The following is a 26,628-nucleotide window of genomic DNA, read 5'->3' as shown; positions in this document are numbered from 1 at the left end:
CTGCACCAAAACGCCATAAAAAAGGCACCGCCGAAGCGGTGCCTTGGATTTATCATTTGTCAAGTTTTATTATGACTTCTTGACTGCGGACCATTTTCCATAAACAGTCTTCTTGCCGTCTTTCTTAAATGCTCTAACCTTGACATATACCTTCTTTTTGTTCTTAAGTTTCTTGGACTTAAGGGTTGCGTTTGCTTTCTTGACAACCTTCTTGAGAATTGCCTTCTTGCCCTTCTTGGCATCCTTAGATGACTTGAATACAGCTACCTGGTAACCCTTTACGCCCTTCTGGCTCTTCACCTTAACCTTAACCTTAGTTGATTTCTTCTTCTTAGAAACCTTAACCACTTTGGCCTTAGCTGGCTTCTTAGCCTTTGTAGCCTTATTAGGAGCAACCGTAGGTGCAGCAGTAGCCACTGTAGGAGCAGCTGGCTTCGTTGGTGCAACTGTAGGAGCTGCGCTTGGAGTAGCTGATGCCTCAGCACTGGCAGTATCATTAGTTGCAGGAGCTGGTGTCACCTTAGGCTCATCACCCTTAACGGAAACTTTTGTTGTCTTGATGATATAATCATCAGTATCAATATTGCGATATACAGTTACGATAGTAGCATTACCTGCAGTCTTAGCGTAAACTTCGCCATTATTTGATACTTCTACCACGTCTTCGTCAGCAGATTTAAATACTACAGAATTATAGATATTCTGAGTCACTCCAACCTCAGAGTCAAAGCTGAAGTTTACATCTCCATACTCTCCCGGATTCATCTCCAATGATTTAGCAACATATATAGTCTTAGGTGCCTTTAATTCCTCTTGGCTTACATATCTAACATTTACAGTAGCTTTGAGATTCTTGTACTCACATGTAACTACAAAGTCAACTGGTTGATATGCGGTCAATTTGCCAGATTTACTTATTATTCCGTAATTAGCGATTTCATCATCTGTCATGTCGCCTACGCCTTCAACCTGTGGAGTCACTGTCCACTTAAGTTCTTTTTTGTCCGCGTTAAATGGTCTGACATTGATAACATTCGCCATATCCACTTCTTCTGGCATTAAAGTTGAAGCACCCTCTTCATAATCTTCATAATATGAATCATCACTGTACATTGTATAAAATACTGTATCTCTTGCAAAAGTGATACTTTCCGGTACTTTGTACTCTGACAATGGGATAAACTTTGCAACGATCTTGTATGACTCTATAGTTTCATTGTCCTCTTCATCATATGAATAATGGAATGGGAAATCTCCCACTTCAAGGAACTGTGGCTCTAGTTCCTCTCCATCATTTGTTTTTTGTCTAAATTCCCATCCGATGAACTTATATCCATCCTTAGTTGGTTCCTCAGGGAAATCTGATTCCACAATACCCTCTGTTCTAGGATCCAAAGTTACTTCACTGACAACATTGTCATCAACATAGAATTTGATTGGTGGCAATTCCTGATAGTAGCCTCTTCCCTCACCATCGTATGACTTTAGGTTTTCGTCAAGCCACTCTGCCTCACAATTAATCCATGCCATGTAACGCTGAATCTCATTGCCATAATTGATTACATAAGATTCTTCGCTCTCTTCTGAACCATAGTTTCCATCATCATAACCATCATAGCCATTCATATCCATGCCATAATCTGAGAAGTATGTCTTTCTTACCTGATAGTTAGCAAGTGCTGAGTAATAGATTTCTTTAGCATATTCGTCAATAAATCCATCTGGACCAGCGCCTTCCTTGAGAATTGCACTGAGTTTTTCCCATCTCTTCAGAACATTTTGCTTAAACTCTTCATCATACTTGAAAAGAGTTGAGAACCATGGGCAACTTGAGAATGTGGCAAATCCGCCGAATGGCTGACCATCAGTAAAGTCAACTGCGCCCCATGCAACATAATCGAAGTCCCAAAGTGGGCCCCAGAACAGTTTATCACTGCGTTTCTTATACAAATATGTACTTCCTGAACCATAAGCATCACCATTCTTTGACACTTCCTGAATCAACGCGTAGTCGATAAATGACTGCTCATCCATATAATCGCGCCATGTTCTTCCCTCTGGTACTACAACCGGCTCTTCTTCTGTCTCGTCTTCAGAATTAATATTCTCTCTTTCTTCTTCAGGAACCAAGCTCTCTACTGCTGCATTGAGTTCCTTCAAATATCCGTTGATATAGTTTTTCTGTGCATCTCTGGCATCCTCCGGATACTCTGAATCATATTCTGGTTTCTCGATTCTGAAAATGTTTCCACCTACATTCATAAGGTCTACTTTGTCATCATCTTCTGACAACCATGATGTACCCATTGACAACAAGTATCCACCACTGATTTCTGGCAAAGTGGAAGCTGGCTTGTCCTCAAGATCATCGATATTTACATTATTCTTGCCAATTCTAACATGCTGGCTAAGCTGATAACTTCCGTAGAACTCACCGTCAACAATTACATCTGCACATACACTCTTAGGAGTAAACTCCAAGTCCATCTTCTCACCAAGATAATTGGTAAACTTGTTTCTCAAAAGTGAGAAATCATAGTAATTTGCCATGAGCACCCAATGTTTGGACTTGCCCATTCCAAATAAATCAGATGACTTTTCAAGCTTAAGTTTATATGGTTTCTTCTCTGTCTCCCAAGTTGAGTTTCCTCTACCTCTGATGTACTCAAGCTCATATGTGGCGCTCTTAAGCTTGTCGTCTGTATACTGTGCCTTATATCCCTCAGGAATCTCAATTGTCATGTCACCGGCACCATATACTGTGTGCTTTGGTGACCCATTGATTGCATCCATATTGTTAATTTCTTTATCTACATCAATACTGATTACTGGAGTGCTTCCCTCTGTGAAGAACATACTCTCTATGTATAAACTTCCCTTTTCTCCGGAAACACCAACACTTACACCATCTTCATTTACGCCTGACTCAGCTTCAAATACAAGGTAAATATGCTCTTTGCCCTTGAGTCCTCCTGGATTAATACTTCCCACACAGTTTCTAGGTGCTTCCCAGTCACTTGATGCGCATCTTCTAATATTAATTGTTGCAAAGCTCTCATCACTTTCTCCGAAATATAGTTTGGCCTTTCCTTTGAGCTTCTTAGATGCTAACATATTAAAAATAACTTTTCCTGGTTTAAGACCATCTTCTCCAAAGTTGAACTCTCCAAGGTCAATCTTGGTTCTTGCCAATACGCCTGTGTCAACTTTTTCGAGCACGAGTCCTTCTGTCTCATCACCAGTTTTCTTTGCCTTCAACTGAAGCCCCGGATCCTCTTCACCATCTGCTAACTCTACAGCTGGAGCCTCGAGCTTATCAGCTTCATCTGCAAAGCTATGTCTAACAAAAGCATCTGGCACTCCTGCCGCAATAGCCTCATCGATAATATTCTGTGGAATTGTTCCATTGGTCTGAGTCTCAGGTTCAGCAATCTCTGTTCCCTGACCATCCAATCCCTCACCGATTGGCTCTTCGTCTCTCAGCTTCTGCACTGGTTCGCTTGCCATAACATTAGTTGGCACACCACTCAATATAAGCGAAAGTGCTAACATAGTTCCGACAAGTCTCTTGCTACATGTTTTGTTCCATTTGATTCTCATCACTGTTCTCCTTTTCTATTCTTTACGGGATTTCCGCCTTCTTCTTGCTGTCGCCACAACAGCATGAAATATTATAGCATAGTAATGTTAACAATTCAAACATTTTTTCTTTAAAATATTGTTACAATATTTTTACCAATTATTATGGAAAATTCAAAATTATTTAATAATATTTCTCTTGCCTTACACAAATTGTTATGCTAATATATAGGCGAATAGCATAATTATACATTACGGAGGTTAGTAATTATGGAAATAGTAAAAATTTATAATGCACAAAATAAAATGATAGCTGAGCAGATAAAAAGCCTTCTGCTTGAATCGGGAATACAGTCCACATATTCGGAAGTCGGCAGTGGCCAATACCTGAATGTAGCCCAGTCAATGTCTCCTTATGGTGTGGATATAATGGTTCAAGAACGTGATGCTGAGAAAGCTTCTGATATTATACACTCAATCTTTGAATCTAATACTTCTGCAAACGACGCAAATGCAACAGTATCGGATAAGCCACGCTTCAAAGATGGCAAGTTTAAAACAAGAATAGCCGTCATACTCATATTGCTATTCTTGCTGGGTTCTTACATATTTGCATTTATAAATCAAATATTCTAATAAAAACAAAAAGCGGCCAACCGACTCGAGACGCAACGCATTCGCGTTGAAGTCTCTCGCTGGTTGGCCGCTTTTTGTTTTTTATACATATCTAGTACTGACATTCCTTGCGCAAAGCTTGTAAGACTAGCAGTATGTGTTTCGCAAATAGTACTGCTACCGACTACTTGACCAATCATTGTCATTGCTAAAGCCAATGCATCCTTATACTTCTTTTTCATGATAATACACCCAAAACATTTCGCTTTCATTGTTATTTGCATACCTCATCAAACGATAAAAATCATAATCAGATTCATTTCCTTTTAAAACTTTTATTGTTCCCATCGGAGTCATTCCTTTTGAATTAACTCTCTTAATTATTTCCTCATCTCCACCTAAGACAAATTCACCTCTATCCACAATCCAATCCCATTTTTCAGCATCTAGATTCCCCCCTACAATACCAAATTCACTTAATAAATAACCCTTATCTCCGTCTTCAGATAAAAATTCATATCCCCTTCTGGGTTTACTCCAAAACTCTTTTAAGCCGCACTTTATCATTCTCTCTGAGATCTTGTCACCCATTTTTTTTACGACAATTGCATCATTTTCAGGATTATAAACATAACCTCGCAAATCTTTATCATAAATACTAACATCATAAAATAGAAACTCTTTGTCACTTTCCATCCTATTTTCTGCGATGTTGTATACTTGCATCAATGTTTTCTCTGCTTCAATATCTTGACTACTTCTGTAGGTTCCTTGTTTTTTTTGAGTTCCTTTCTCTTTTTCTTTATCATAATCCATATATAATACACAACGATTGTTATCAATAAAACTGAATTTATACGGAAATCTATTCGGATATGTTTTCTTTACATCTTGCATATCTATATCATAAGATTTTCCATCATCTCCTAGACATCGAATAATTGGATTAGTAAAATCCTGTTTAAGCATCAAGGCATATAAAACACCCTCTGCATTATAAGAAAAACACATAACAGAATACAGATCTTGATAATTGCAATTTTCCGACCAAGGTGCAATTTGCGTTGTCCATGTATTATCTTTATTCAAATTAGATATTGTAAATCTGACTCTCTTTTTTCCTTTATTTATAAGCCGTGATATTACTTCGGGTTTTCCATCTTTTACCACATAAAGATAATCATTAAATTTGTACCCTTCCTCTTCTTTCACAGCTGGCATTTCTATTATATCATGTACAATTTGAGGTTTTTCACTTTCTTCTACAACTGATGTTTTATTAATCGAATCTTTATCATCAATTTTATTTGAACAACCAACTAAAAGTCCTAAAACCCCTAAAATAACTAATTTTTTTGCCATTTTTGATTTCATATCATAACTCTCCATTCAACTGTATTAATTATATCTCTTGAATATAATCACATAAACACTTCACCGACTCCATACTAGACAACAGTTTATCATATCCATTGATTTATACCAAAATTTACTCTTTTTCATGGTAATGAACCAAAAGCTTTTGTGATGATTTCTCCCCAACATAATTGATTAAACGATAAAAATCATAATCTGACTCTTTTCCTTTTATCATAATATCAGTACCCGTTGACTGCATACCTTTACTTATTATTTCTTTAACTAATTCATCCTTTTCGATCGAAATATCGTCCTTATCAAGTATACAATCCCATTTATCAGAATCTAATTTGCCTCCAAGTATACCCTTTGAGCTAAAAAGATATGCGTTTTCCTTATCATCAGATATAAATTCAAAACACATCCCTGTTTCACCTTCCATTGTCTTCAATCCGCATTGAATGTTTTTTTTAGGTATTTTTTCACCAATCTTTCTCACCTCAATGGAATCATACTCACTATTATAAATATACCCATTTAAATCCAAATCATAAAATCTCGGCTCAGCAAATACAAACTCCTTTTCCTTATCAATTTGAGCCTTGGTAATATCAAAAACCTGTATTAAAGTTTTTTCATTATTATATTCATCTTCGTTTGATGGCTTTTTCTTTTTTTCCAGATTTGATTCACTCGAAAAACTAACCACATCTAAACTTAAAGCAATCCTTGAATTATCAATAAATTTACCTCCCAAAAGCGTACGATTGGGATTCTCTTTTATAACACTTCCTAGATCTATATCATATGTTTCTCCATCTGGGCTTAAATGACGCAATATCGGATTAGAAAAATTTTGTTTTACCATTAAAACATATAATTCGTTATTCGGTGAAAACATAAATTGTAATGCGCCATACCGATCTTTTCCGCAACACGCATCATTCCACTTAGGGTCTTCGGTCTTCCAAGTACCATCGTCCTGTAGTTCGGATACTGTGAAATGCATCCTATCTTTTTTTTCATTCTCCATTCTAGATATAACAACAGGCTTCCCCTCTTTTTCTATAACGAGTTGATCAAATAAGTGAAATCCATTATTTATACCAACCTCATTCTCTAATGGCAGTTTTATAATATCATGAACTATTTCTCTACTTTCCGTCCTGCTTTCTAAAACCACATCATAATCTTCTTTATTTACCTTCGACTTCTCATTTCCACATCCAACCATAATAGGTATAATAGTTGCTATCATCGCAAATCTAGCTATAATCTTATTCATTATCTGCTCCTCTACATCTTGTATTTGATAATATGTTTCTTCTCCAAAGTGACACTTACCACTTTAGTATACCTCCCCCTCGAAAAAAGTCAATACTTTTTTCGAAAAAGACAATGCTTTTTCGAAAGATATAATACTTTTTCGTAAAATCAATACTTTTTCGAAAAAACCAATTATTTCTCTGCCATATAATTAGCCCTTACAAAACCATCCTAAAGCCGCTTCCACCGTCCCTGTTCTTCTTTATCTCAATCTGCTTATCTATTCTTTCTTTCATATCCGCCACATGAGATATTATTCCAACAAGTCTTTGGTTCCCTTCACTTATATCCGCCAACGCCTTGTATGCAAGATCAAGGGATTCCGGATCAAGGGATCCAAATCCCTCGTCAACAAACATCGTATCGATTTGTATTCCTCCTGCAACATGCTGGATTTCATCCGATAATCCCAAGGCTAGAGATAGAGATGCCATAAAGGATTCACCACCTGAAAGTGTCTTGACGCTTCTGGTTGTTCCATTGTAGTGATCAATCACATCTAGGTCAAGTCCACTCTGCGCACTTTTAGTATCTGACTCTCTCTTACGCATCAATTCATATTGTGCATTGGACATCTTCAAAAGCCTTATATTGGCTCGATCTATTATGCGATCGAAAAAGGTCATCTGGATATAAGTCTCCAGAGTTATCTTGTCTTTCCCGCTAATCTTTCCATTGGCAGTATCAGCAAGATCCTTTTTCCATTTGTAAATTTCTTCTATTTCTGCCAGTTCCTCATTTTTTGCGCGAATATTATCAAGAATATCCTGATTACTCTTAATTCTCGCAAATACACCATTATATCTCGAATTGAGCTCCTCTAAACTAGAATCAATTGCAGCTTTCTTCTCCCTAAGAGCGCCCAGATCAACTTCATCATATCCTTCTATTATTCTTTTGTGCTCTTCTTTTTTCGTCTCAAGTTTCTGAATTCTGCCCCGTATATCATTCCTATTCTTTTCTGCATTATCATATGCCTCTTTGGTCTTAAAAATCTTATTTTCAAGGTTTTTGATTTCTATTTCAGCTTCCTCTTTCTTCTCAAAACGAAGATTCTGTCGGAGTGCATTAAGGCTTGCTACCTTTTCCGCAAGGCTTATTTCACTGTTTTGAACATCTGAAAAATACCTCTTCAAATCTTCTTCACTATCTGCAATCTTCTTTTCTCTCGCAGGTATTAGTCGTTCAAGCTCCTCTTTTCTTTCTATACTTTTCTGTATCTTATTGATATTATCTTGGATTAGAAGAATTCGCTCACCTATTGTTTCTTTTTCTGATGCGATACTTGCTTTCAGTTTCTCCACATCCTCTATACCCACGATTTCTCTGCCGCGTTTGACCAGATTCTCAGACATGGTAACTAATTTACCCTTGGACTCTCCTGCCTCACTAGCACTCTTATCTAAAGCATTCTTGGCATCATCGACCTTTTTTTCATACTCATCGAGTTCCGTCTCTGATGGCACCTCTTTTCCTCGAGTTGCAGGTTTTGGATGAGAAGTTGATCCACAAACTGGGCATGGTTCCCCCTCTGACAATCTCTCTGCAAGTATACCGGCTTTGTCATCCCTATTAAGTTGCTTGAGATGTTTGAACTTACTATCCAATTCGTTGTACATCTGGTCACATTGCATGTAAATATTCTGCTTTTTCTCCAAGTCTAGCTTCAAAGATTCATACTGCTTCAAGTCCTTTTCAAGAGACAGAAGAGCTTCCTGACGCAATGTAGCTTCTTTCTTCTCACTTTCGAGCTGGACTTTACTCGCCTTAGAATCATCCAAATTTTCAAGCTCATCTTTATATAATTTTATCTGACATTTTAAGTCATCAATACTTTCTTTGATTGTATTAATCTGGGCATTCTTCGATTCTATCTCACTTTTAAGCCTTAATACTTCTTTATTATTATTGTCTAGCTTGGTATAAGATTCCAAATCTTCTCTCAAGCTATTAAGTTTGATAGTTTCTGGCTCCATTTCCTCTAGCGCTTTCTTAGCCTCCTCAAAATAAGCCAAAATCTCCTTTTCTCGCTCGAGTTCTTCTCTCAATTTTATTTCCGCATTCGCATACTCCTGACGGCTCTTCTCCACATTTTCCCCGTTAGTAAGCTCTTTCACGATTTTTTCCTGCTTCTCACTCATTTCTTTGTGATTATCCGCAAGCCCGCTAAGCTCCCTCTGGTCTCTTTCAAGCAAATCTTCCATCAAAGCAATTACTTCGCCAGTTGTCATCTCTCCGTTCTTGGCTTTTTCCACCTGCATCTCTAGCGGATCATTTTCCTTTGTCTTGATTCCGGAGATATATTGTTCTGTTCCGGCTCTATTTTGCTCTTCTTCCTTGCTAATTTCCGCATATTCTTCATACAATTTCTTTTGCAGTGACAGATAAGGACCAGTCTTAAAAATATGCCTAAATATCGTCTGTCTATCCTTAGTATCCGCCAATAGGAGTTTCATAAAATCACCCTGAGCAATCATAGCAATCTGACAAAACTGGTTCCTATTTATCCCAAGAATTGACTCTATTCTATCTCCAACTTCCTTCTTCTTAGTCACAATTTCTCCGTCCGGACACTCTAGTTCAACATTTGCAACCTGTTTAGTAAAGCCATCACCTCTTAACGCAGGCCTCATGTATTCCGGATTTCTCTTGATTCTGTATTGTTTTCCTCTGTGAAGGAATATGAGTTCCACCTCTGTCGGTGTCTCTGGTGTCGCATACTTTGATCGAAGCATGGTATTACTTCTATTATCACCACTTGCACTATCATAGAGTGCATAGCAAATAGCATCAAAAATAGTGGTCTTTCCTGCCCCGGTATCACCGGTAATCAGATAAAGCCCACTGCTCCCAAGATCCTCCATCGGTATCTCAACAACTCCCGCATATGGTCCAAATGCGGACATCTTAATTCTCAAAGGTCGCATACAATCACTCCTCCCACAATTTATTAATCATATTTGTTACATATTCTCTCTGTACATCCTTCATTTGCTGATTATTTTGCGTCTCATAAAACTCTTCAAACAGCTCTAACGGCGACTTTTTCTCCACATCAGCAGTGTCAGTTATTGTTCTATTTTCTCTTGTTCTGGCATTATCATAACTTAATTTCATGATATTCGGATAAATGTTCCGAAGTCGAGCTAACGCATTGGGAATATCATCTTCATCAGTTAATACAACTGACAGATAATCTCTGACATCTGTTCCCTCGTAATTTGATTTTAACATTAACTCATCATAAGCTCCCCTGATTTCGCGAACATCTCGCAACGGAACCAGAGGTCTCTCACTTATATTTATATCTTCTTTGGATTTAATATCTAGAATCGTAACTGACTTTATATGGTCTTTTTCTGATAAAGAATACTTGAGTGGCGTTCCAGAATAGCGTACACTGTCTCGACCAATTCGCTGTTTACCATGAATATGTCCCAGGGCAACGTAATCAAATACGTCAAAAACTGTTGCATCAACGTTGTCTATGCCCCCTACTACAATTTGCTCAGAATCGCACCTACTTGCACCCGTAACAAACTGATGCGCAACAAGAATGTTGCGCTCAGTTTCATTTACATTCATTTGTTCAACTGCTACGCGGCATGCATCTGTATAATTTTCAATCGTCTCCTCCGGAAACAAATTGCGCACAGTTGCAGGTTTTATAAATGGAAGAAGATATATATTCAGTGGACCAAATTCATCTGTCAATGTTAGTTTTCTGGCATTTCCATCATATACAGGCGAAAGATATATTCCTTCCTCCTCTATCAAGGAGCTGTAACTGGACAGACGAACAGCCGAGTCATGATTTCCGCTAATTACATATGTCTTGACTCCAAGCTTTGACAAACTAACTAGGAAGAAGTCCCATAGTCTCACTGCTTCTTCAGATGGAACTGCTTTATCATAGATATCTCCGGCAATAAGTACTCCATCCGGCTTCTCTTCTTCAATTATATTTATAATACTTCTGATTATATAGTCTTGATCCTCTATAAGAGAAAATCCATTAAGTCTTTTCCCCAAATGAAGATCGGATATGTGTATAAACCTCAATTCCCCTTCTCCTTTATATTAATTACATGATTACTTTTTAATCTTAACTTTCTTAACTGCACTCCAAGAACCATATATGCGCTTCTTGCCGGCTGCAACTTTGAAAGCTCTTACTCTAATATAGTACTTTTTCTTCTTAGTAAGCTTTTTAATTGTGCATGAAGTCTTAACAGTAATCTTGCTTTTTTTCTTCTTAGTGAGCTTTTTGTTAAGAGCATATCTTATCTGATATCCCTTTGCTCCATTCACTTTCTTCCACTTCACAACAACTGTCTTTTTCTTGCGGTTCTTAGCGGACTTTATCTTGGCCTTTCCCGGCTTTGCAATATATGAATTAACACTATTAATATCATTTGATGCCGCACCAGAATTATTAGCTCCATTTACAGAAGCACTCGGAGTGCTGGCAGAAGTGCTGGAAGGAGTGTTGGCAGGAGTGCTGGCTGGCATGCCCGTTGGCGCACTGGTTGGAACAGTACTTGCATCTGTACCGGCATTATTTGTATTATTTCCATTACCTTCACTTGGAGTAGTTTCCTTGTTTTCCACATTGGTTGAACTATCATCCACTGTAGTGTTTTCTTCTTTATTATTTTCTTTATTATTTTCGTCATTATTTGTGCCTTCACCTACAGCCATACCTGTCTCAGGATCCACGCCAAATGCCTCTACATATGCTTTTTTGGCGTTTTCATATGCAGCAAGTTTCGTATTATAGTTTTCAACTGCTGCCGCATATTTATCCGTATAATCAGCAACTACACCTTCAAGTCTCTCATTTTCATCTTCCTCTTCTGAGATACTCTTGTTGTATTTTCCGCTGTTAACATTGTAAGCTGTAATAGCACTCTGTATTTCTGATATTTCTTTTGCAACTTTTGCAATATTATCTACAACAGCCTGGTACTCTGCTTCAGCATCCTGGGATGCATCCTTTGCCGATTCAACTTTGCCCTCTGCAACCGAAACTTTTTCCTCAGGTACAACAGTCAAATTGTCATAGTACTCCATAAATCTATCATAGTAATCACTTACAGAGTATACAGTTTCTCCATTATATGAGGCGTTGGAAAATGACTGTGCATATGTATTCCAACCATGCATGCTACCGCGAGTACATATAGCAAATCCTGTTGTCTTGTATCCTGCATTGCAGAGATTGGTATAATGTCCAGTCTGCGTATCAGAACTTCCAACTTGGCCATCACCATCAAGATCAAGATTTTCCTGCATCTCGATATATACATTTTTCTCTTCGTCATACCACTGAATAAATGGATCAGATCCGTAATTCCATGCAATATTCTCGCCTATATTATAATTACTTCCGGCTGATGAAGCATGGTTTAGATGTTGATCTGACCAATTGGCATTTGACTGAGACATAGCCATGAGAGTATCAGACACCTTGAGCATAACGCTATTGCAAGCTGTTAGATAATTCTCATTCTTGCGAATAAGATTAGCCTTTTTAATCATCTCCAAGGATTCTTTCATATTATCAAGATTTGTTGCATCGTCCTTTTCTCCATTCTGAGTATATGAAGAAAACTCTTTTCCTGATGAATCTGTTTTCCTGAGGTCAGCACCGAGATTGTTCTTTCCCTCTCTATCGAGTGCATTAAGTGCACCTGTGGCGCCAACGGTCTCGAAAAAGCCTCTTGAGCCCTTATCAAACTGTACTTTAGCCTCACCGAGTTCGTCCTTGGCAGTCTCCAGATCCGTCTCTGCTTTTTCCACCGCAGTTAGTGCAGCATCCGCCGCCTCTCTCTTTGCAGGTTTTTCACTCTGTAATTTATTCTGCTCTTCCTTCTTAACACTAAGATCTTCTCTTGCCTTGGCCTGTCCATCAACAATCTTCTGCTTTTCCTCTCGAAGTTCAGTAAGTCTCTGGGTGCTGGCATCAAAGTTAGCTTTGGCTGTTTTTAGCACTCCATCAATGCCATCAACTTTTGTCTTTGCAGCGCCAAGAGCATTCTTAGCTTCCCCGTACATTCCCTTTACTTTTTCATTCTGTATTCCTGCATCTTCTTCATACAAGAATTGTGAAGCATCTCCTGTATATGCAACACCTTCTACTGATGAGCATACCATGCTTCCGATTAGTGCTGCTGAGAGCACTCCAGTCATCATTTTTTTCATTTTTTTCATTTCTTTTCGCCTTCCTATCTTTATTACGCCCAATACATTTTTCCCTGTTACTTATTCATCAATCTTGATCCCCGCAAGCAAACTACCAAGGGTTGTCGTCGCCTCCTCGTCATCATGGTACTCGAGTTTTGACTCGATTTTTTCAGAATCATCTTCCTTTTGGTCAAGCTCAGAGCCATCCATCTCTGCCTGTTTCATGCTAAGTCGGATCTTGCCTTCTTCCACATCAAGAACCTTAACCTTAACTTCCATTCCCAGCTTGACAACTTCCTTTGGTGATTTGATGAATTTATTGGCAATCTGCGAGATATGAACAAGACCTGTCAAGTCATCACCTATATCAACGAAGCAGCCGTATGGCTCGATTCGCGACACTTTTCCCGTTGTGATGAAGCCCTTTTGCAGCGCTGAGAGCTTAACTTCATGCTCCTTTGCCGCCTCTTCTCGCAAGACGTCCTTTACTGATAATATCAGCTTATCCCCCTCTTCGTCAATAGTTATTGGATAAACTTCTACATTTTTTCCAAGAAAATTTTTTAAATCTTCTTCTTCAACATAGTTCAAATCCAACTTTGAAGCAGGGATAAAGCCCCTGATTCCCTCCACATATGCCACTACTCCAGATGGAACAACCTCCTTGATTCTGGTCTTGCAGCGTCTGTGAGAATCCATGGCATTTCTTAGCGCTTCCCAGCCATTGCTGCGATTTGCTTCGCGAAGAGAAGTCACTGTGCGCCCCTGATCATCTTCATATAGAACCATCACATCCAGTTCTTGCCCAACAGCGATCTCATCCATAGCATGAAAATCAGGATCATCGCTGTACTCATCTGAAGGTATAACCCCCTGACTAAAGGTATGAAGATCAATTAGCACCTCATCCTCCTCAACAGAAACCACCGTTCCCTTGACGATATCTCCCTCTCTTAATCTCTTAAACGAAGCATTTATAGCATCTTCATAGTCTGCCATGCTTTCAATTCTTTCTTCACTCATATATACTCAATCCTTATAATCATATTCCATTACAACAACAGACAAAGGTGGCAAATTGCACTCGATGTAATACTCTCCATCTCCTGCTTTGGAAGTTTCCCCTTTGTTCTTCTTTGCTCTAATCGGTTCACTGTTCAATCTATCTTGACCCCCGTATATGGATTTATCGGAGTTCATGATTTCTCTAAATGTTCCTCCACATGGAACTTTGGTCTGATACTTTTCATGACCAACCGGCGTAAAGTTCACCATAAACAGAAGCTGCCTTCTCTTGGTCTTGCCCCTTCTGACAAATGCCACAGTACTACTCTCCGCACTGGCAACATCCATCCACTCGAATCCCATCATATCATTGTCATTGTACCACAATGCACTATAATCTTTATATAGCTTATTGAAGTCCTTAACAAATCTCTGGATTCCCTTGTGAGGCTCCTCGTCAAGCAAGAACCAATCAAGGCTTCTCATCTCGGACCATTCTCTCTCTTGAGCAAATTCCTGCCCCATAAACAAAAGTTTCTTGCCGGGATGTCCGTACATAAAACCATATGCCGCCTTGAGCGCTGCAAACTTGTCGCCTTTCAATCCAGGCATCTTGTTGAGAAGCGAACATTTTCCATGAACCACTTCATCATGACTTAATACAAGGATATACCTCTCACTGAGATGATAGGACAAACTAAAGCACAGCTGGTCATGGTGGAACTGTTTAAAATACGGATCCAACTTCATGTATTCTAGGAAGTCATTCATCCATCCCATGTTCCACTTCATGGAAAATCCCAAACCACCGTTTTCAACCGGCTCTGTCACTCCAGGCCATGCCGTAGACTCCTCCGCGATGATATACGCATCTGGATGATACTTTGCAACAGCTGTATTGAGATTCTGAAGAAAATCAACCGCTTCGTAGTGCTCATTTCCACCGTCTTCGTTTGGCAGCCAATCACCGTCCTGCTTTCCATAATCAAGATAGAGCATCGACGCCACTGCATCAACGCGCAATCCATCAATGTGGAACTTCTCTATCCAGAAAAGAGCATTGGCAATCAAGAAGTTCTGAACGCCCTTCCTGCCATAATCAAAGATATATGTTCCCCAATCCGGATGCTCTCCACGCCTTCTATCCGGGTGCTCATAGAGAGCCTGTCCGTCGAAATTTCCCAGGCAGTGCGCATCCTTAGGAAAATGTGCAGGCACCCAGTCGAGAATCACTTCGATGCCCCGCCTATGCATCTCATCTACAAAATACATAAAATCCTTCGGATTGCCATATCGACTGGTTGGCGCATAGTAGCATCCAACCTGATATCCCCACGAGCCATCAAATGGATACTCTGAAATTCCCATTAGCTCGATGTGAGTATATCCCATCTCCACAACATAATCCCCAAGCATTGCAGCAAGCTCACGATAGGAGAAAAATCCATTGTCATCGTCCTCTACTCGCTTCTTCCAAGACCCGAGATGCACCTCATAGATATTCATCGGTCCGCGGTCTCGCTGTTCACGTTTTTTCTTGGCATGAGCTTTCATATAATCTTCATCATTCCACTCATATCCCTCTAAACTGGTGACCACGGAAGCATTGCCCGGACGGAGCTCAGCATAGTTTCCATAGGGGTCCGTCTTGTACAGAAGTTCTCCCGATCTCGAAGTAATCTGATACTTATAAACTGCCCCTTCTCCCACATCCGGTATAAAAAGGTCAAATATTCCGCTCTCTCCCAAAAGCCTCATAGTGTGAAGTCTTCCATCCCACATATTGAAGTTTCCCACAACGCTTACGCTTCTGGCATCCGGCGCCCACACCGCAAAGTGTGTTCCCTTGACCCCGTTCACCTCTCCCGGATGGGCTCCAAGTTTGTCAAACACCTTGAAGTGTCTTCCCTCTCCGAAGATATATCTGTCAAATTCCGTAAATGTTGTCTCAAAACTATACGGATCAGCCGTCTCCACAACATCCCCAGGACTGTATTCAATCCTGACTCTATAGTCTTTGAACTGCTTCTTCTTATTCTTGATATCTGCGCCAAATATTCCAAGGCCGACGTCAAGCAGCTCTAGCTCCAAATCTCTCGTCCCCTCAGGGTCGAACACCCAAACTCGTCTAGCTCCCGGTCTGCGCACTACAAATATCTGAACATTTTCATAAAAATGCATCCCCAAAATGTCCTGTGGCGCATTCAGTACTCCCTCATCCATTTCATCTAGAAGAGCGGGGTTCATCCAAGCTTTTACCACATCATTCATACACATTCTCCATTCCTAATGACTAATTTCCCAAGTCTTTGACAATCTCACCAAGTGCAGCTGACTTAGCATTGGCATCCTCCATACTAGTTCCCACAACTCCGTAGTAAATCTTGATCTTAGGTTCTGTTCCGGAAGGTCTGATACAGATCCAAGCATCGTTATCCAACTCAAAGTAGAGAACATTGGACTTAGGAAGTCCTGTAGGTGTAACCTCTCCGGTCGCAAGATCTTTGATTATATCCTTTTCATAATCTCTGAACTTGAGCACTTTATAATCCCCAAAGCTCTGTGGTGGATTATTTCTCAAATTCTCCATAGTATTCTTGATTTTCTCGAGCCCTTCTATTCCCTTATGTGTAATTGCTACAACTGCATCCTTGTAATATCCAAGTTTGTCATAGAGCTCAATCATGGCATCCCAGATTGTCTTTCCTTGGCTCTTATAGTAGGCTGCTGCCTCGCAAAGTGCCATTGACGCAACAACTGCATCCTTATCTCTGGCATGTGTGCCGATAAGGCATCCATAGCTCTCTTCGAAACCGAACAAATACTGTCCTTTACCGCTTGTCTCCATGCCGAGGATCTCTCTACCTATCCACTTAAATCCTGTGAGGCACTCAACCACATCAACCCCATATGATTTAGCGATAGCATCGACGAAATTTGTCGTAACAATAGTCTTGATAAGAACTCCATCATCAGGAAGTTTGCCCTCGATAGCAAGCTTCTGACCGATCTCATAGTCTGCAAGAAATGATCCTGACATATTTCCTGTAAGGCAGATGTACTCACCTGACTTTGTATCCTTCACATAAACACCCAGTCTATCGGCATCCGGGTCTGTTGCCAGAACAAGATCTGCATCCTTTTCCTTTGCCAGTGCAAGAGCCAACTCAAACGCCTCTTCTGCCTCAGGATTAGGATAACTAACTGTAGGGAACTCGCCGTCCGGAAGTTCCTGTTCCGGAACAACAAAGACATTGGTAAATCCAAGCTCTTTGAGGATTCTTCTAACCGGAATATTTCCCGTTCCGTGAAGCGGAGTATAGACAATTTTCAGATCCTTTTCCACTTCTCCGATTATATCTCCATGAAGAACAACTTTTTTCAATTCTTCTATATATCTATCATCTATCTTTTCACCGATTGTTTCGAATAAGCCCTGAGCTTCAGCTTCTTCTCTTGACATGCTCTTACAAATACTATAATCCGTTACTGCCTTAACCTCATCCATAATTCCAGTATCATTTGGAGGAGTAATCTGTGCTCCGTCCTCCCAATAAACCTTGTATCCGTTGTATTCCGGTGGATTGTGACTCGCTGTAATATTGATGCCGGCAATACATCCGAGCTCTCTGACTGCAAAAGAGAGTTCAGGCGTTGGTCTCAAGCTCTCAAATACATATGCCTTAATACCATTGGCAGCGAGGCAACATGCAGCAATCTCAGCAAACTCCGGTGACATTCTTCGAGAATCATAGGCTATAGCAACACCCTTTTGCTGACCATTTTTCTTTATTATATAGTTGGCAAGTCCCTGTGTTGCTTTGCGAACTGTATACATGTTCATTCTATTAGTTCCGGCACCGATTATACCTCTAAGTCCCGCGGTACCAAACTCCAAGTCTGCGTAAAAACGCTCTTTGATTTCCTTTTCATCTCCTGCAATACTTCTCAGCTCTTCTTTTGTTTGTTCATCGAATGTCTGACTCTCCAGCCACTCTTTGTAAGTTTCCATGTAACCCATAACATAATCCTCCTATCAATTGTATCCGACATTATTCTTTTGTCAAATCCGGAAAACTCCATTGAACATCCTTGTCATCATCTATCGTAGTGACAGAATAGCTCTTTGTCGTATAACCACTCTTTTCCAGTGTAAGTGTAATGTCTCCTATTTTTTTGGGAAAACTACAAGGAGCAGTTCCCATATATGTACCATCAAGATAAACGGTGGCGCCCTTCGGCGTCTCAACCTTTATCGAATGATCATTGTCATATTGGTCGGCAGTTACATTCTCCGACTTCTCCACGCTTGACGATTTTGACCCGCTTCCCGTGTCATTAGAGCTTTCACTCTTCTCCGTCTTACTTGTTTTATCAGCTTTTTCGTCAGCTTCTTGCACTGATGCATCCTTATTGGCAAGACTTATATTTACCGTTGGATTGGCCGTCTGAACATCTATAATTCCAGAGTAAGTGCTATAGCCATCCAACACAACTCTAACTGAATGCTTGCCATATTTTAGCGAAACCGGCTTGCTATAATCTGTCAGTTGCTGATTGATATAGAGATCTGCCCCAACCGGATCGATCTTAAATACCACAGCTCCGCTTCCAACTTCCTTGCTCTTAAATACTGACATATCTAGTACATATTCTTTGCCTCGCTGAATATTTATCTGTCTTTCACCCTCGATATCACCATTTTTCATGCTGACATCATAAGTTCCCTCAGGCAAAGGAATCAGCATCTTATCCGTCACCGGCAATATACTAATACCGCCAATAGTCATGGTTCCACCCACGAATTTCTCGTACTTATCTGGCTTTAAATATCCATGTCCCTTGGTCATAACTAGGCTATACGCCTTTCCCTTAACACCATAGAAACTAAACTCATCTAACTTTGTTATGTCCGATAATTCGATAATCTGATTGTCGGCAAAAGCATTGAACCCACTTCCGTACTTATATCTGACACCATTTACCTCGATGAACTTCTCATCATCATCGATCACCAGTCCCGAACAATCAAAATCACTTATGATATCCCTTGACTTCGCCAGCTTTTCCAGACTTCGGCCATCACTGCCAACAAAAACGTCAACCACATCTCCAAGCTGAAGAGAATCCGGCGACATTTCCACGCCATTTTGCGAGACAATCGAAGTATATCCCTCGATTGTTCTAATCTCCTCGCTCTCCTCGCTGGGATTGTATATCACCAGCTGGCCGTCTTTCATGTGCTTGATGACTCCCGTATAGGTTTTAGTCCTGACAAACGGGCTCTCAGATGGCTCGGAAGCCACCGTCTGTTCTCCGCCTATGCTCTTAAGCTTCTGTGTCTCACATCCGCTTCCAAGACAAACAATACCCACCAGCAATGCCACATATGCTATTTTTTCCAAGAAAAATAGTCTGCCATTCATAAACTTCTCCGTATTATTTACTCAATTACAAATCTGTATCCTACTGCCCAAACTGTCTCAATATACTTTGGAGTAGATACGTCCTTCTCAATCTTTTCTCTTATCTTCTTAATATGTACAACTACAGTTGCAAGGTCCGCACCCACTGGGTCTAATCCCCATACTTCGCGGAGAATCTCCTCCTTGGAAAATGCTCTGTTGGGATTCTGAGCCAAGAATCTCAGCAAATCAAACTCTCTGGAAGTGAAGCTCTTCTCCTCGCCTTCTACAAATACACGTCTTGCAGTGATATCAATCTTGAGACCACCCACAATTATGAAATCATTATTCACCTTGCCTGATGTTCCCACAAGTCGCTCGTATCGCTCTATCTGGGCCTTAACTCTAGCAACCAACTCACTTGGGCTAAACGGCTTGGTCATGTAATCATTGGCTCCTCTTCCAAGTCCTCTGACCTTATCGCTGTCGGATTGCTTGGCAGAAACCATGATAATAGGAATCTCCGTTGCCTCACGCAACTTCTGGCACACTTCAAAGCCATCCATCTCAGGTAACATGAGATCAAGGATTACCAAACTTATATCCCCTCTCAAAGCTCTGGCATATCCAGACTTTCCGTCCTTCTCGATAAAAACATTAAATCCACTGAGTTCCAAGTAGTCCTTTTCCAACTCAGCAATCTGCAATTCGTCTTCAATAATCAAAATATTACTCATCAATTTTCACCTTCTCGATCTTCGTTAATAATCGGAACTGAAAACAATACCGTAGTTCCCTTGCCAAACTCGCTCTCTGCCCAAATCTCACCGCCGTGCTCGTCTATAATCTTCTTGGCGATTGCAAGACCCAGACCACTTCCACCAGTCTTGGAATTTCTCGAGCTATCCGTTCTATAGAACCTCTCGAATATATAAGGTAACTCCTCTTGTTCAATTCCACGACCATTATCCCTAATGGCCATAACAACTTTATCTCCCTCTTTGGTTATTCTAAATCTAATAATTCCATTATCGCTATCCATGTACTTTAGTGCATTTCCCACTATATTATTAATAACTCGCTTTATCTTATCTCGGTCAATCTTTACAATTATATCGCCGTCGATAAAACTTTGGTAAATTAACTGAATATCTCTGGTCTCCATATCGAGACTCAAATCACTTACACAATCCGAGTAGAATCTCTGAACATTTTCCTTGGAATAATTAAATGACTCTTCCTTCTGATAAATCTTCGTAAAGTAAGATAACTCATCTACAAGCAGTGCCATATCGACCGACTTAGAGTGAATAGTCTTGATGTACTTTTCGAGTCTATCAGGTGTACTGGCAACTCCATCAAGAATTCCCTCGGAGTATCCTGTAATGGCGGTCAACGGCGTCTTCAAGTCATGAGTAATATTTCCAATGACCTCTTTGGTAAATGAATCCACCTTGTTTCTCTCCTCGATGGACTCCTTCAGCTCTATTCTCATGTCTTCAAACTCTTGATAAAGGTCCGAAAACTCACTCTCTCTGACAATCTCTAATCCCTCGCTGAGTTCTCCCTTTCGAATATTCATAACTGCAGTTTGAAGCTGCCTAATCGGCCTGAGAATAAAGTAATAATTATATCCCACAAATGCCACAACCACAAGAATTGTCACAATTATCAACAGGGCAACCAACATAATTGTAAACATTACTATGTGAGGGAGTGTAACATCCGTCCTCGTGACTATACAAGCACTTCCTCGCTTTCCCTTCGGCGTCACGAATCCTATCTTTTTTATCAGATAATTCTTCGCATCCTTGCCATAATACATAGCATTCTTACTGGCAAGGCCGTCCGACTGCTCCCTTATAGTCTGATACAATTTGTCATATACTACGGAATCACCCGTATATACAATCTTGTTGTCAAGTATGATTGCCAAAAAAGAATACTTATTGTTCAGCCGAGCATTTTCCCTGACCTGCCAAGTTTTGGTGGTAAACAACTTGCTGTTGCGTATGGACATATCCTGTAACTCCTGAAAATCCGAAGTTGTCAAGTTATCTAACAAATATACTTTATCAAACAAAACATAAGGAGACTCAAAACCCGAATCATTTAGGCTATAAGTCGCCTTAATCTGCGTAATTTCCATCAAGAGGAGTATGGCCACCGCCACAATAAGGGCAAGAATCGGACCAAGAGACATAATAATGTACGACCCTCTACCCGCTCTCTTAATCTTGGGTTTAACTTTTCGATTCAAAACATCACGCCTTCTCTTCCATCATTAGTACAAAATTATGTTAAAATTATAACACATTTTCGCTGAAAAATACAGTTTTTTTTGCCCACGGCGCACCCCACAGCCTACATGACAGCCATAACTTTACAATAGTCCTCAGTCTTGTTTCGCATCAGGTCAAATCCGCGATATATATCCTTTAATTCATAGCGATGGGTAATCAATTTTTCGGGTTGAAAGCTCTTATTCTGCAATCTCTCGATCACATTTGTCCAGTCACTTTGAGTACCCTTCATCCCCACTGCAAAACCAGAATTCCACGTGCCAAGCACTGTCAGCTGTTTTCTTAGAATTCCCCAGTAAATATCTCTCGGAATATCCATGTCCGTCTCTGGATTCCCAATAAGCATCACCGCCCCCTCGGGGTTTGCCCACTCCAGAGCGCGTCTCACAGTATTTTCTTTCCCAACGCACTCAAATATCGCATCTCCCTTGAGCTCACTGAGCTTTTTAGCATCCGACGCATCAATATAACACTCTTCGCTGATTCCAAGTTCCACCAGCTTTTTCCGCTGAAAGTCCTTATTACCCACCGCGAAAATATTCCGACAGCCCATTTCTCTCAAAACCATAACTGTCAAAAGACCAATTGTCCCCAGTCCTTCGACTATAAATGAAGAACCTTCTTTGGATAGTTTTCTCCATGCAGCCTTGTAAAATCTTTTCACTGCATGTTCCGCTACTGCCAATGGCTCAATCATAGCCGCAACCTCAAAGGGAACATTAGCCGGAATTTCTATGAGACACTTCTCAGGTACTGCTACATACTCAGCCAACGCTCCATTTTGCCTTGATCCGAGATAACTGTAATTCTCGCACATCTCATACCATCCCATATAACAATTCATGCATGTTCCACATGGGATGAGGGGATAAACACCAACTGCCTTTCCTGCCCACTCCTCATCTGCACCGGGACCTACGCTCTCTACAATGCCGGAAAACTCATGCCCAAGAACCAGTGGCATAACATGTGCTCCGTTGTCAAAGGCTCTTGGAATATCTGAACCACAGATCCCACAGGCCTTAACACGAACCAAAACTTCGCCTTCCCTCACCTCGGGCATTGGAATTTCCTCAAATCTCATATCACCAATATCATGTAACACTAGTGCCTTCATTTCTACCTCCTTCAATTTATCTCAATAACGATATCGCTTTCTGCAAGTCGCTATCAGTAGTCACCTTAAAATTCGCCTCATCTCCGGTCACCATCACAACGTCAAGCCCCGCCAATATAGCTGGTTCCGTACTACCGTGAATCCCTTTTGACTGTCCTTTGCCCATGGTCTTACATGCCACAAAGTACTTCTCAAATACAAAGATTTCCGGTGATTGTCCCGCAAAGAGCTTGCTTCTGTCCACAAGGCCGCTGACTTTTCTCCCATCCTCGCTTATATAAACCGTGTCCTTCATGGGCAACACCGGCATAACACCGTCATGCCCCAGCATCTCCGAATAGTATATCTCAATCATTCTCTCCGAGATAAATGGTCTGGCGGCGTCGTGAATCATTACAGTGTCATCTGCCGATCCCCCACAATCCCTAAAAATTCTCTCCATTCCGCTTATAATTGACTCCTGTCTGGTCTCCCCGGGAGTTGCAAATCCTACAAACTTCGACACAAATTCAGTGGGATACAGCGCCATCAACTCATCTCCCACAACATCCTCCCACTGGCTTGCTGCCACAATTATCATCTTATCTATAACACTTGACTTTAACAACACCTCCGCTGTATGCGTTATCAACATCTTGTCGCCAATCTTTATATACTGCTTTGGTTTGTCGGCATGAACTCTATTTCCGACACCTCCAGCCAGTAAAACCACATAATTCATCTATACTCCTCCATAGCTAACTCTAATCGCATAACCCTCGTATCTCCGGAATTATCTCCCCATACGGCCTACCTTTTCCAAAAAGAAGTGTAGTTCCAAGCACAAATCCCTTCACGCCAAGTGGCGCATATTCCTTGATTTTATCCGCACCACAAGCTCCGTCCCAGTATATATCAAACCCCAGCTCCGGCTGCTCCTTGAAAAGCTGAATATACTTTTCCTTCACATATGGCAAGAACATCTGGGAGGCATTTCCAGGATTCACCGACATAACGAGAAGCTTGTTAACAATTCTCATCAACATTCGAACATTTTCAAAACTCGTCCCCGGATTAATAGCTATTCCCGGCGTTATTCCCGAATCTATGATCATCTGCAAAGTCGTAGACGGGTGAAACTCCGCTTCGGGATGAATATATATCGTATCCCCCGGTCGCAAACTGCTTGTAAACAAATTTATCGTATTGAGGGGATGCTCCACCATCAGATGTACATCCAGTGGCTTGTCTGTCAACGCCCTTATACACCTGAGATCATTTAGCGACATGGCAAAATTCCTCACATAGCGCCCATCCATGATGTCGATATGAAAAGAATCTATCCCAGCCTCCTCTAATTCACGCACCTCGCGCTCCAAATTGCGATAATCCGCGCACATCATAGATGCCATCAATTCATACTTCATATAATCACTCCATTTTCATACCAAAATCTCCCAGCATTACCGGCTTTTTCTCCTGTCGAAATGCCGTCATAACGGGAGTCGAACTTCCATAATACGCATCAAACTCACCGACAGCCCGCTCTATCCACGAGGAAAATGTGCAGAATCTCGGATCAAACTCGAGAGGCTCTCCCCAATAATCTCTCTCTTCTATCAAATCCCACAGCTTTCCAGCCATCTCAGGGTTGGCCCGCTCCCACTCACTTCTATCGGGAGGATAGAGAAAAATACTCGGCTGAATATTTTCCCTATTTTCACCGAGAATATCAAACCTATTTCTAACACTCTCTAGAAAGACCTTCTCATGTTCGAACATCTCGTTAATCCCAATGCACACAAGCATTTTCTTAGGTCCGCCAGTCTCTTCGCTTTCTGCCGTCGCTCTTACAAGCCCCGGCTCAACCACAACTCTTCTCTCCCACTCTTCTCTAAACTCCTCCCCGGAAAAATCTGTGAGCTTTTCCACAAACCTCTGGCGTAGGCACTCCGACCTCGCATATATCTTATCCGCCGCAATCGCCCCAGGCATTGTTATATAATGATTCATAACATACCAGTCAAGTTCATCTTCCGGCCCAAAATCTCCTATTCCCGCCAACGGGCAGTATACTATCTCCGGCGAAAATCTCTGCAAATTTCCGGTATAAAAGCCCGGTGGCCAAGTGAGATACGGATTGTTGTAATCCCAAGAACACTGACTGTAAATCACATCCGCAAACACAAGCCCCAGCTCAAACTCCCGCCAATCCCTGCACTCTAACTCCTCCGGATACTCCTCAATATGGGCATTCTTCGCAATCTCCTCATCAGAAGCCACAACCTGCCCATACGCATCTTTGGCAAACACAGGCATTGGCACAACAAACACATCCGTGTCAGGTCGTCCCTTCTCCCGAAGATAAATGTTCCGCAATCCGTCCCACTCCGTCGGACCATTTGCCAAAAAGACCACTGTTCTTCGCCGCAAAATATTCTCTTCTATTGTTTTTTCAAGCGCCCTAATGACACTTTCCAGTTCGCCAACTTGCTGAATATCGCCACCGACACCCTCAGTTATCGCAGTATAAATACCAAAAATCTTCTCGCATAATTCTTGAAGCACGGCCACACAAGCCTTCGCCCTATCACTTTTCTCCCCCAGAACCTGCTCTATCAGGGTCCCCAGGTCAATCGCCATCTGCTGCATAGCAGCGAGCTTCTCAGCATCCCCCAACTCCTCGGACATCTTGGCAATCTCCCCAAGACACTCCTCACATATGACCTTGAGCGAATTTTCTTGCTCCGGCCTTTTCCTCTCCATCAAGGCCTCGTCAAAGGAAAATCCCCCAAGTTTCTCTCCGGCATTTTCCTCCATGATTCGCTTGGAAGTTTCAAAAAACGGATAATCATGTCCGTCCCACTTCTTGTGTATAGCCAAGTAGTCCCCATATCTCATGGTTTTAGTGTAATATGCCGGCATAGGCATAGTTGTATCTTCAAAAGGGAGTCTTACAATATGATCAAAGTACTCCTTGGGATAACCCGGAACAACATCTTTTAAAACCCACGGGAACATTTGCTCCATGAGGTCAGAATCCTCTCTCTTCACTCTTGCCATCTGTCGCTCCGCCAACCCATACACCTCGCGAGATATCTGCAGCGGACTCTTCTCCGCCAACTTTACGGAATATTTTTCTTCTATATCTCTTATTAATCTATCAATAAGCTCCCTAGTCCCTTTTTTCTCGCGAATTGTATCGGCCATGGCAATCAGACGCAACACTTCCTTGCACCTGGCCCTCTCCTCAGCCCTATCCTTATACAAATAGTCCTTTAAAAATATATCTATCCCAACAAGCCATGGAAAATTATAATGCTCCGCAAGATAATCCTCATCGAAGTTCACTCTCTCCGAGTTGACCACGCGGGACAAAAACATCCAGTGATCATCCAAGCTATTGTAATCATGAATTGTAAATCCCTCCGGCAACTCCTCATCTGCCACCTGGCGGAACTTGATATAATCCTCTCGCTTCATGCAGATGTCCACATCATCATCCCAGGGAATCACCCCGCCATGTCTCACCGCTCCCAGCAAAGAACCCCACTCTGCAAAGTAGACAATTCCATGTTTCGTGCAAATCCTATCTATCACATCTAGAACATCTAGGTAATTGGCCCATGCCTGCTTAATTGCCGTGGGAATATAGAATCCACAACGGACTTCGTCTTTTAAATATTCCAGTCTATGTCTCATGACTAACCCCTTATTCCTCTGACATACTTTACCGTATCCGCCCTTTCCCGGC

The 26,628-nt window shown here is 41.1% G+C and carries 17 protein-coding genes; 1 reads left to right on the top strand and 16 read right to left on the bottom strand.

Translation table 11 applies throughout. From position 1 onward, the window contains the following. Nucleotides 1–69 precede the first annotated feature (69 nt). A complete protein-coding gene (locus L877_RS0100365; protein WP_026834393.1) occupies nt 70–3,600 on the bottom strand; it encodes a CotH kinase family protein in 3,531 nt (1,176 codons plus the stop codon). A gap of 249 nt (nt 3,601–3,849) precedes the next feature. On the opposite strand from L877_RS0100365, the gene L877_RS0100360 reads away from it, so the two are divergent. Beyond that, nucleotides 3,850–4,215 carry a putative signal transducing protein gene (locus L877_RS0100360; protein WP_026834392.1) on the top strand — a complete coding sequence of 122 codons (366 nt, stop codon included), beginning with the start codon at nt 3,850–3,852 and terminating at the stop codon, nt 4,213–4,215. A gap of 204 nt (nt 4,216–4,419) precedes the next feature. Here L877_RS0100360 and L877_RS0100350 read toward each other — a convergent pair whose 3' ends face one another. From L877_RS0100350 to L877_RS0100280, 15 genes are all read right to left on the bottom strand, one after another. Beyond that, nucleotides 4,420–5,568, bottom strand: a complete 1,149-nt coding sequence (locus L877_RS0100350) for a hypothetical protein (protein ID WP_026834390.1) — start codon at nt 5,566–5,568, stop codon at nt 4,420–4,422. Between the two features lie 115 nt (nt 5,569–5,683). After that, on the bottom strand, nt 5,684–6,838 hold the full coding sequence (locus L877_RS0100345; RefSeq protein ID WP_026834389.1) for a hypothetical protein: 1,155 nt from the start codon (nt 6,836–6,838) through the stop codon (nt 5,684–5,686). A gap of 199 nt (nt 6,839–7,037) precedes the next feature. Continuing rightward, on the bottom strand, nt 7,038–9,806 hold the full coding sequence (locus L877_RS0100340) for an AAA family ATPase (RefSeq protein ID WP_026834388.1): 2,769 nt from the start codon (nt 9,804–9,806) through the stop codon (nt 7,038–7,040). A gap of 4 nt (nt 9,807–9,810) precedes the next feature. Continuing rightward, nucleotides 9,811–10,941 (bottom strand): exonuclease SbcCD subunit D, encoded by a 1,131-nt coding sequence (locus L877_RS0100335; protein WP_026834387.1) that lies wholly within the window; start codon nt 10,939–10,941, stop codon nt 9,811–9,813. Between the two features lie 30 nt (nt 10,942–10,971). Next, nucleotides 10,972–13,092: a fibronectin type III domain-containing protein gene (locus tag L877_RS0100330; RefSeq protein ID WP_026834386.1), complete on the bottom strand. Its 2,121-nt coding sequence runs from the start codon at nt 13,090–13,092 to the stop codon at nt 10,972–10,974. A gap of 51 nt (nt 13,093–13,143) precedes the next feature. Continuing rightward, on the bottom strand, nt 13,144–14,088 hold the full coding sequence (locus L877_RS0100325) for a S1 RNA-binding domain-containing protein (RefSeq protein ID WP_051437583.1): 945 nt from the start codon (nt 14,086–14,088) through the stop codon (nt 13,144–13,146). A gap of 6 nt (nt 14,089–14,094) precedes the next feature. Beyond that, nucleotides 14,095–16,341 (bottom strand): 1,4-alpha-glucan branching protein GlgB, encoded by a 2,247-nt coding sequence (gene glgB / locus L877_RS0100320; protein WP_242837095.1) that lies wholly within the window; start codon nt 16,339–16,341, stop codon nt 14,095–14,097. Between the two features lie 22 nt (nt 16,342–16,363). Further along, nucleotides 16,364–18,091, bottom strand: coding sequence for a phospho-sugar mutase (locus L877_RS0100315; protein ID WP_026834383.1), 1,728 nt, complete (start codon nt 18,089–18,091; stop codon nt 16,364–16,366). 31 nt (nt 18,092–18,122) lie between these two features. Next, the gene (locus tag L877_RS0100310) at nt 18,123–19,496 is read right to left on the bottom strand and encodes a PEGA domain-containing protein (RefSeq protein ID WP_026834382.1); all 1,374 of its coding nucleotides are present in this window, start codon (nt 19,494–19,496) and stop codon (nt 18,123–18,125) included. 17 nt (nt 19,497–19,513) lie between these two features. After that, entirely contained in the window at nt 19,514–20,212 is a 699-nt protein-coding gene (locus tag L877_RS0100305; RefSeq protein ID WP_026834381.1) for a response regulator transcription factor, read from the bottom strand. Further along, nucleotides 20,212–21,735 (bottom strand): sensor histidine kinase, encoded by a 1,524-nt coding sequence (locus L877_RS11580; protein ID WP_156922943.1) that lies wholly within the window; start codon nt 21,733–21,735, stop codon nt 20,212–20,214. Before L877_RS11580 ends, L877_RS0100305 begins: the two co-directional genes overlap by 1 nt. A gap of 104 nt (nt 21,736–21,839) precedes the next feature. Beyond that, nucleotides 21,840–22,895, bottom strand: coding sequence for a galactitol-1-phosphate 5-dehydrogenase (locus L877_RS0100295; RefSeq protein WP_026834380.1), 1,056 nt, complete (start codon nt 22,893–22,895; stop codon nt 21,840–21,842). A 16-nt stretch (nt 22,896–22,911) separates the two neighbouring features. Then, the gene (locus L877_RS0100290) at nt 22,912–23,616 is read right to left on the bottom strand and encodes an IspD/TarI family cytidylyltransferase (RefSeq protein WP_026834379.1); all 705 of its coding nucleotides are present in this window, start codon (nt 23,614–23,616) and stop codon (nt 22,912–22,914) included. 22 nt (nt 23,617–23,638) lie between these two features. Next, a complete protein-coding gene (locus L877_RS0100285; protein WP_026834378.1) occupies nt 23,639–24,301 on the bottom strand; it encodes a ribulose-phosphate 3-epimerase in 663 nt (220 codons plus the stop codon). 4 nt (nt 24,302–24,305) lie between these two features. Further along, on the bottom strand, nt 24,306–26,576 hold the full coding sequence (locus L877_RS0100280; RefSeq protein ID WP_026834377.1) for a LicD family protein: 2,271 nt from the start codon (nt 26,574–26,576) through the stop codon (nt 24,306–24,308). Nucleotides 26,577–26,628: the final 52 nt, after the last annotated feature.

It is taken from the genome of Eubacterium xylanophilum ATCC 35991 (genome assembly GCF_000518685.1).
In the GTDB taxonomy this organism is placed as follows: Bacteria; Bacillota; Clostridia; order Lachnospirales; family Lachnospiraceae; genus Eubacterium_F; species Eubacterium_F xylanophilum.
Note: the sequence above shows the minus strand (reverse complement) of the source record. Positions and strands in the feature narration are given on the sequence as shown.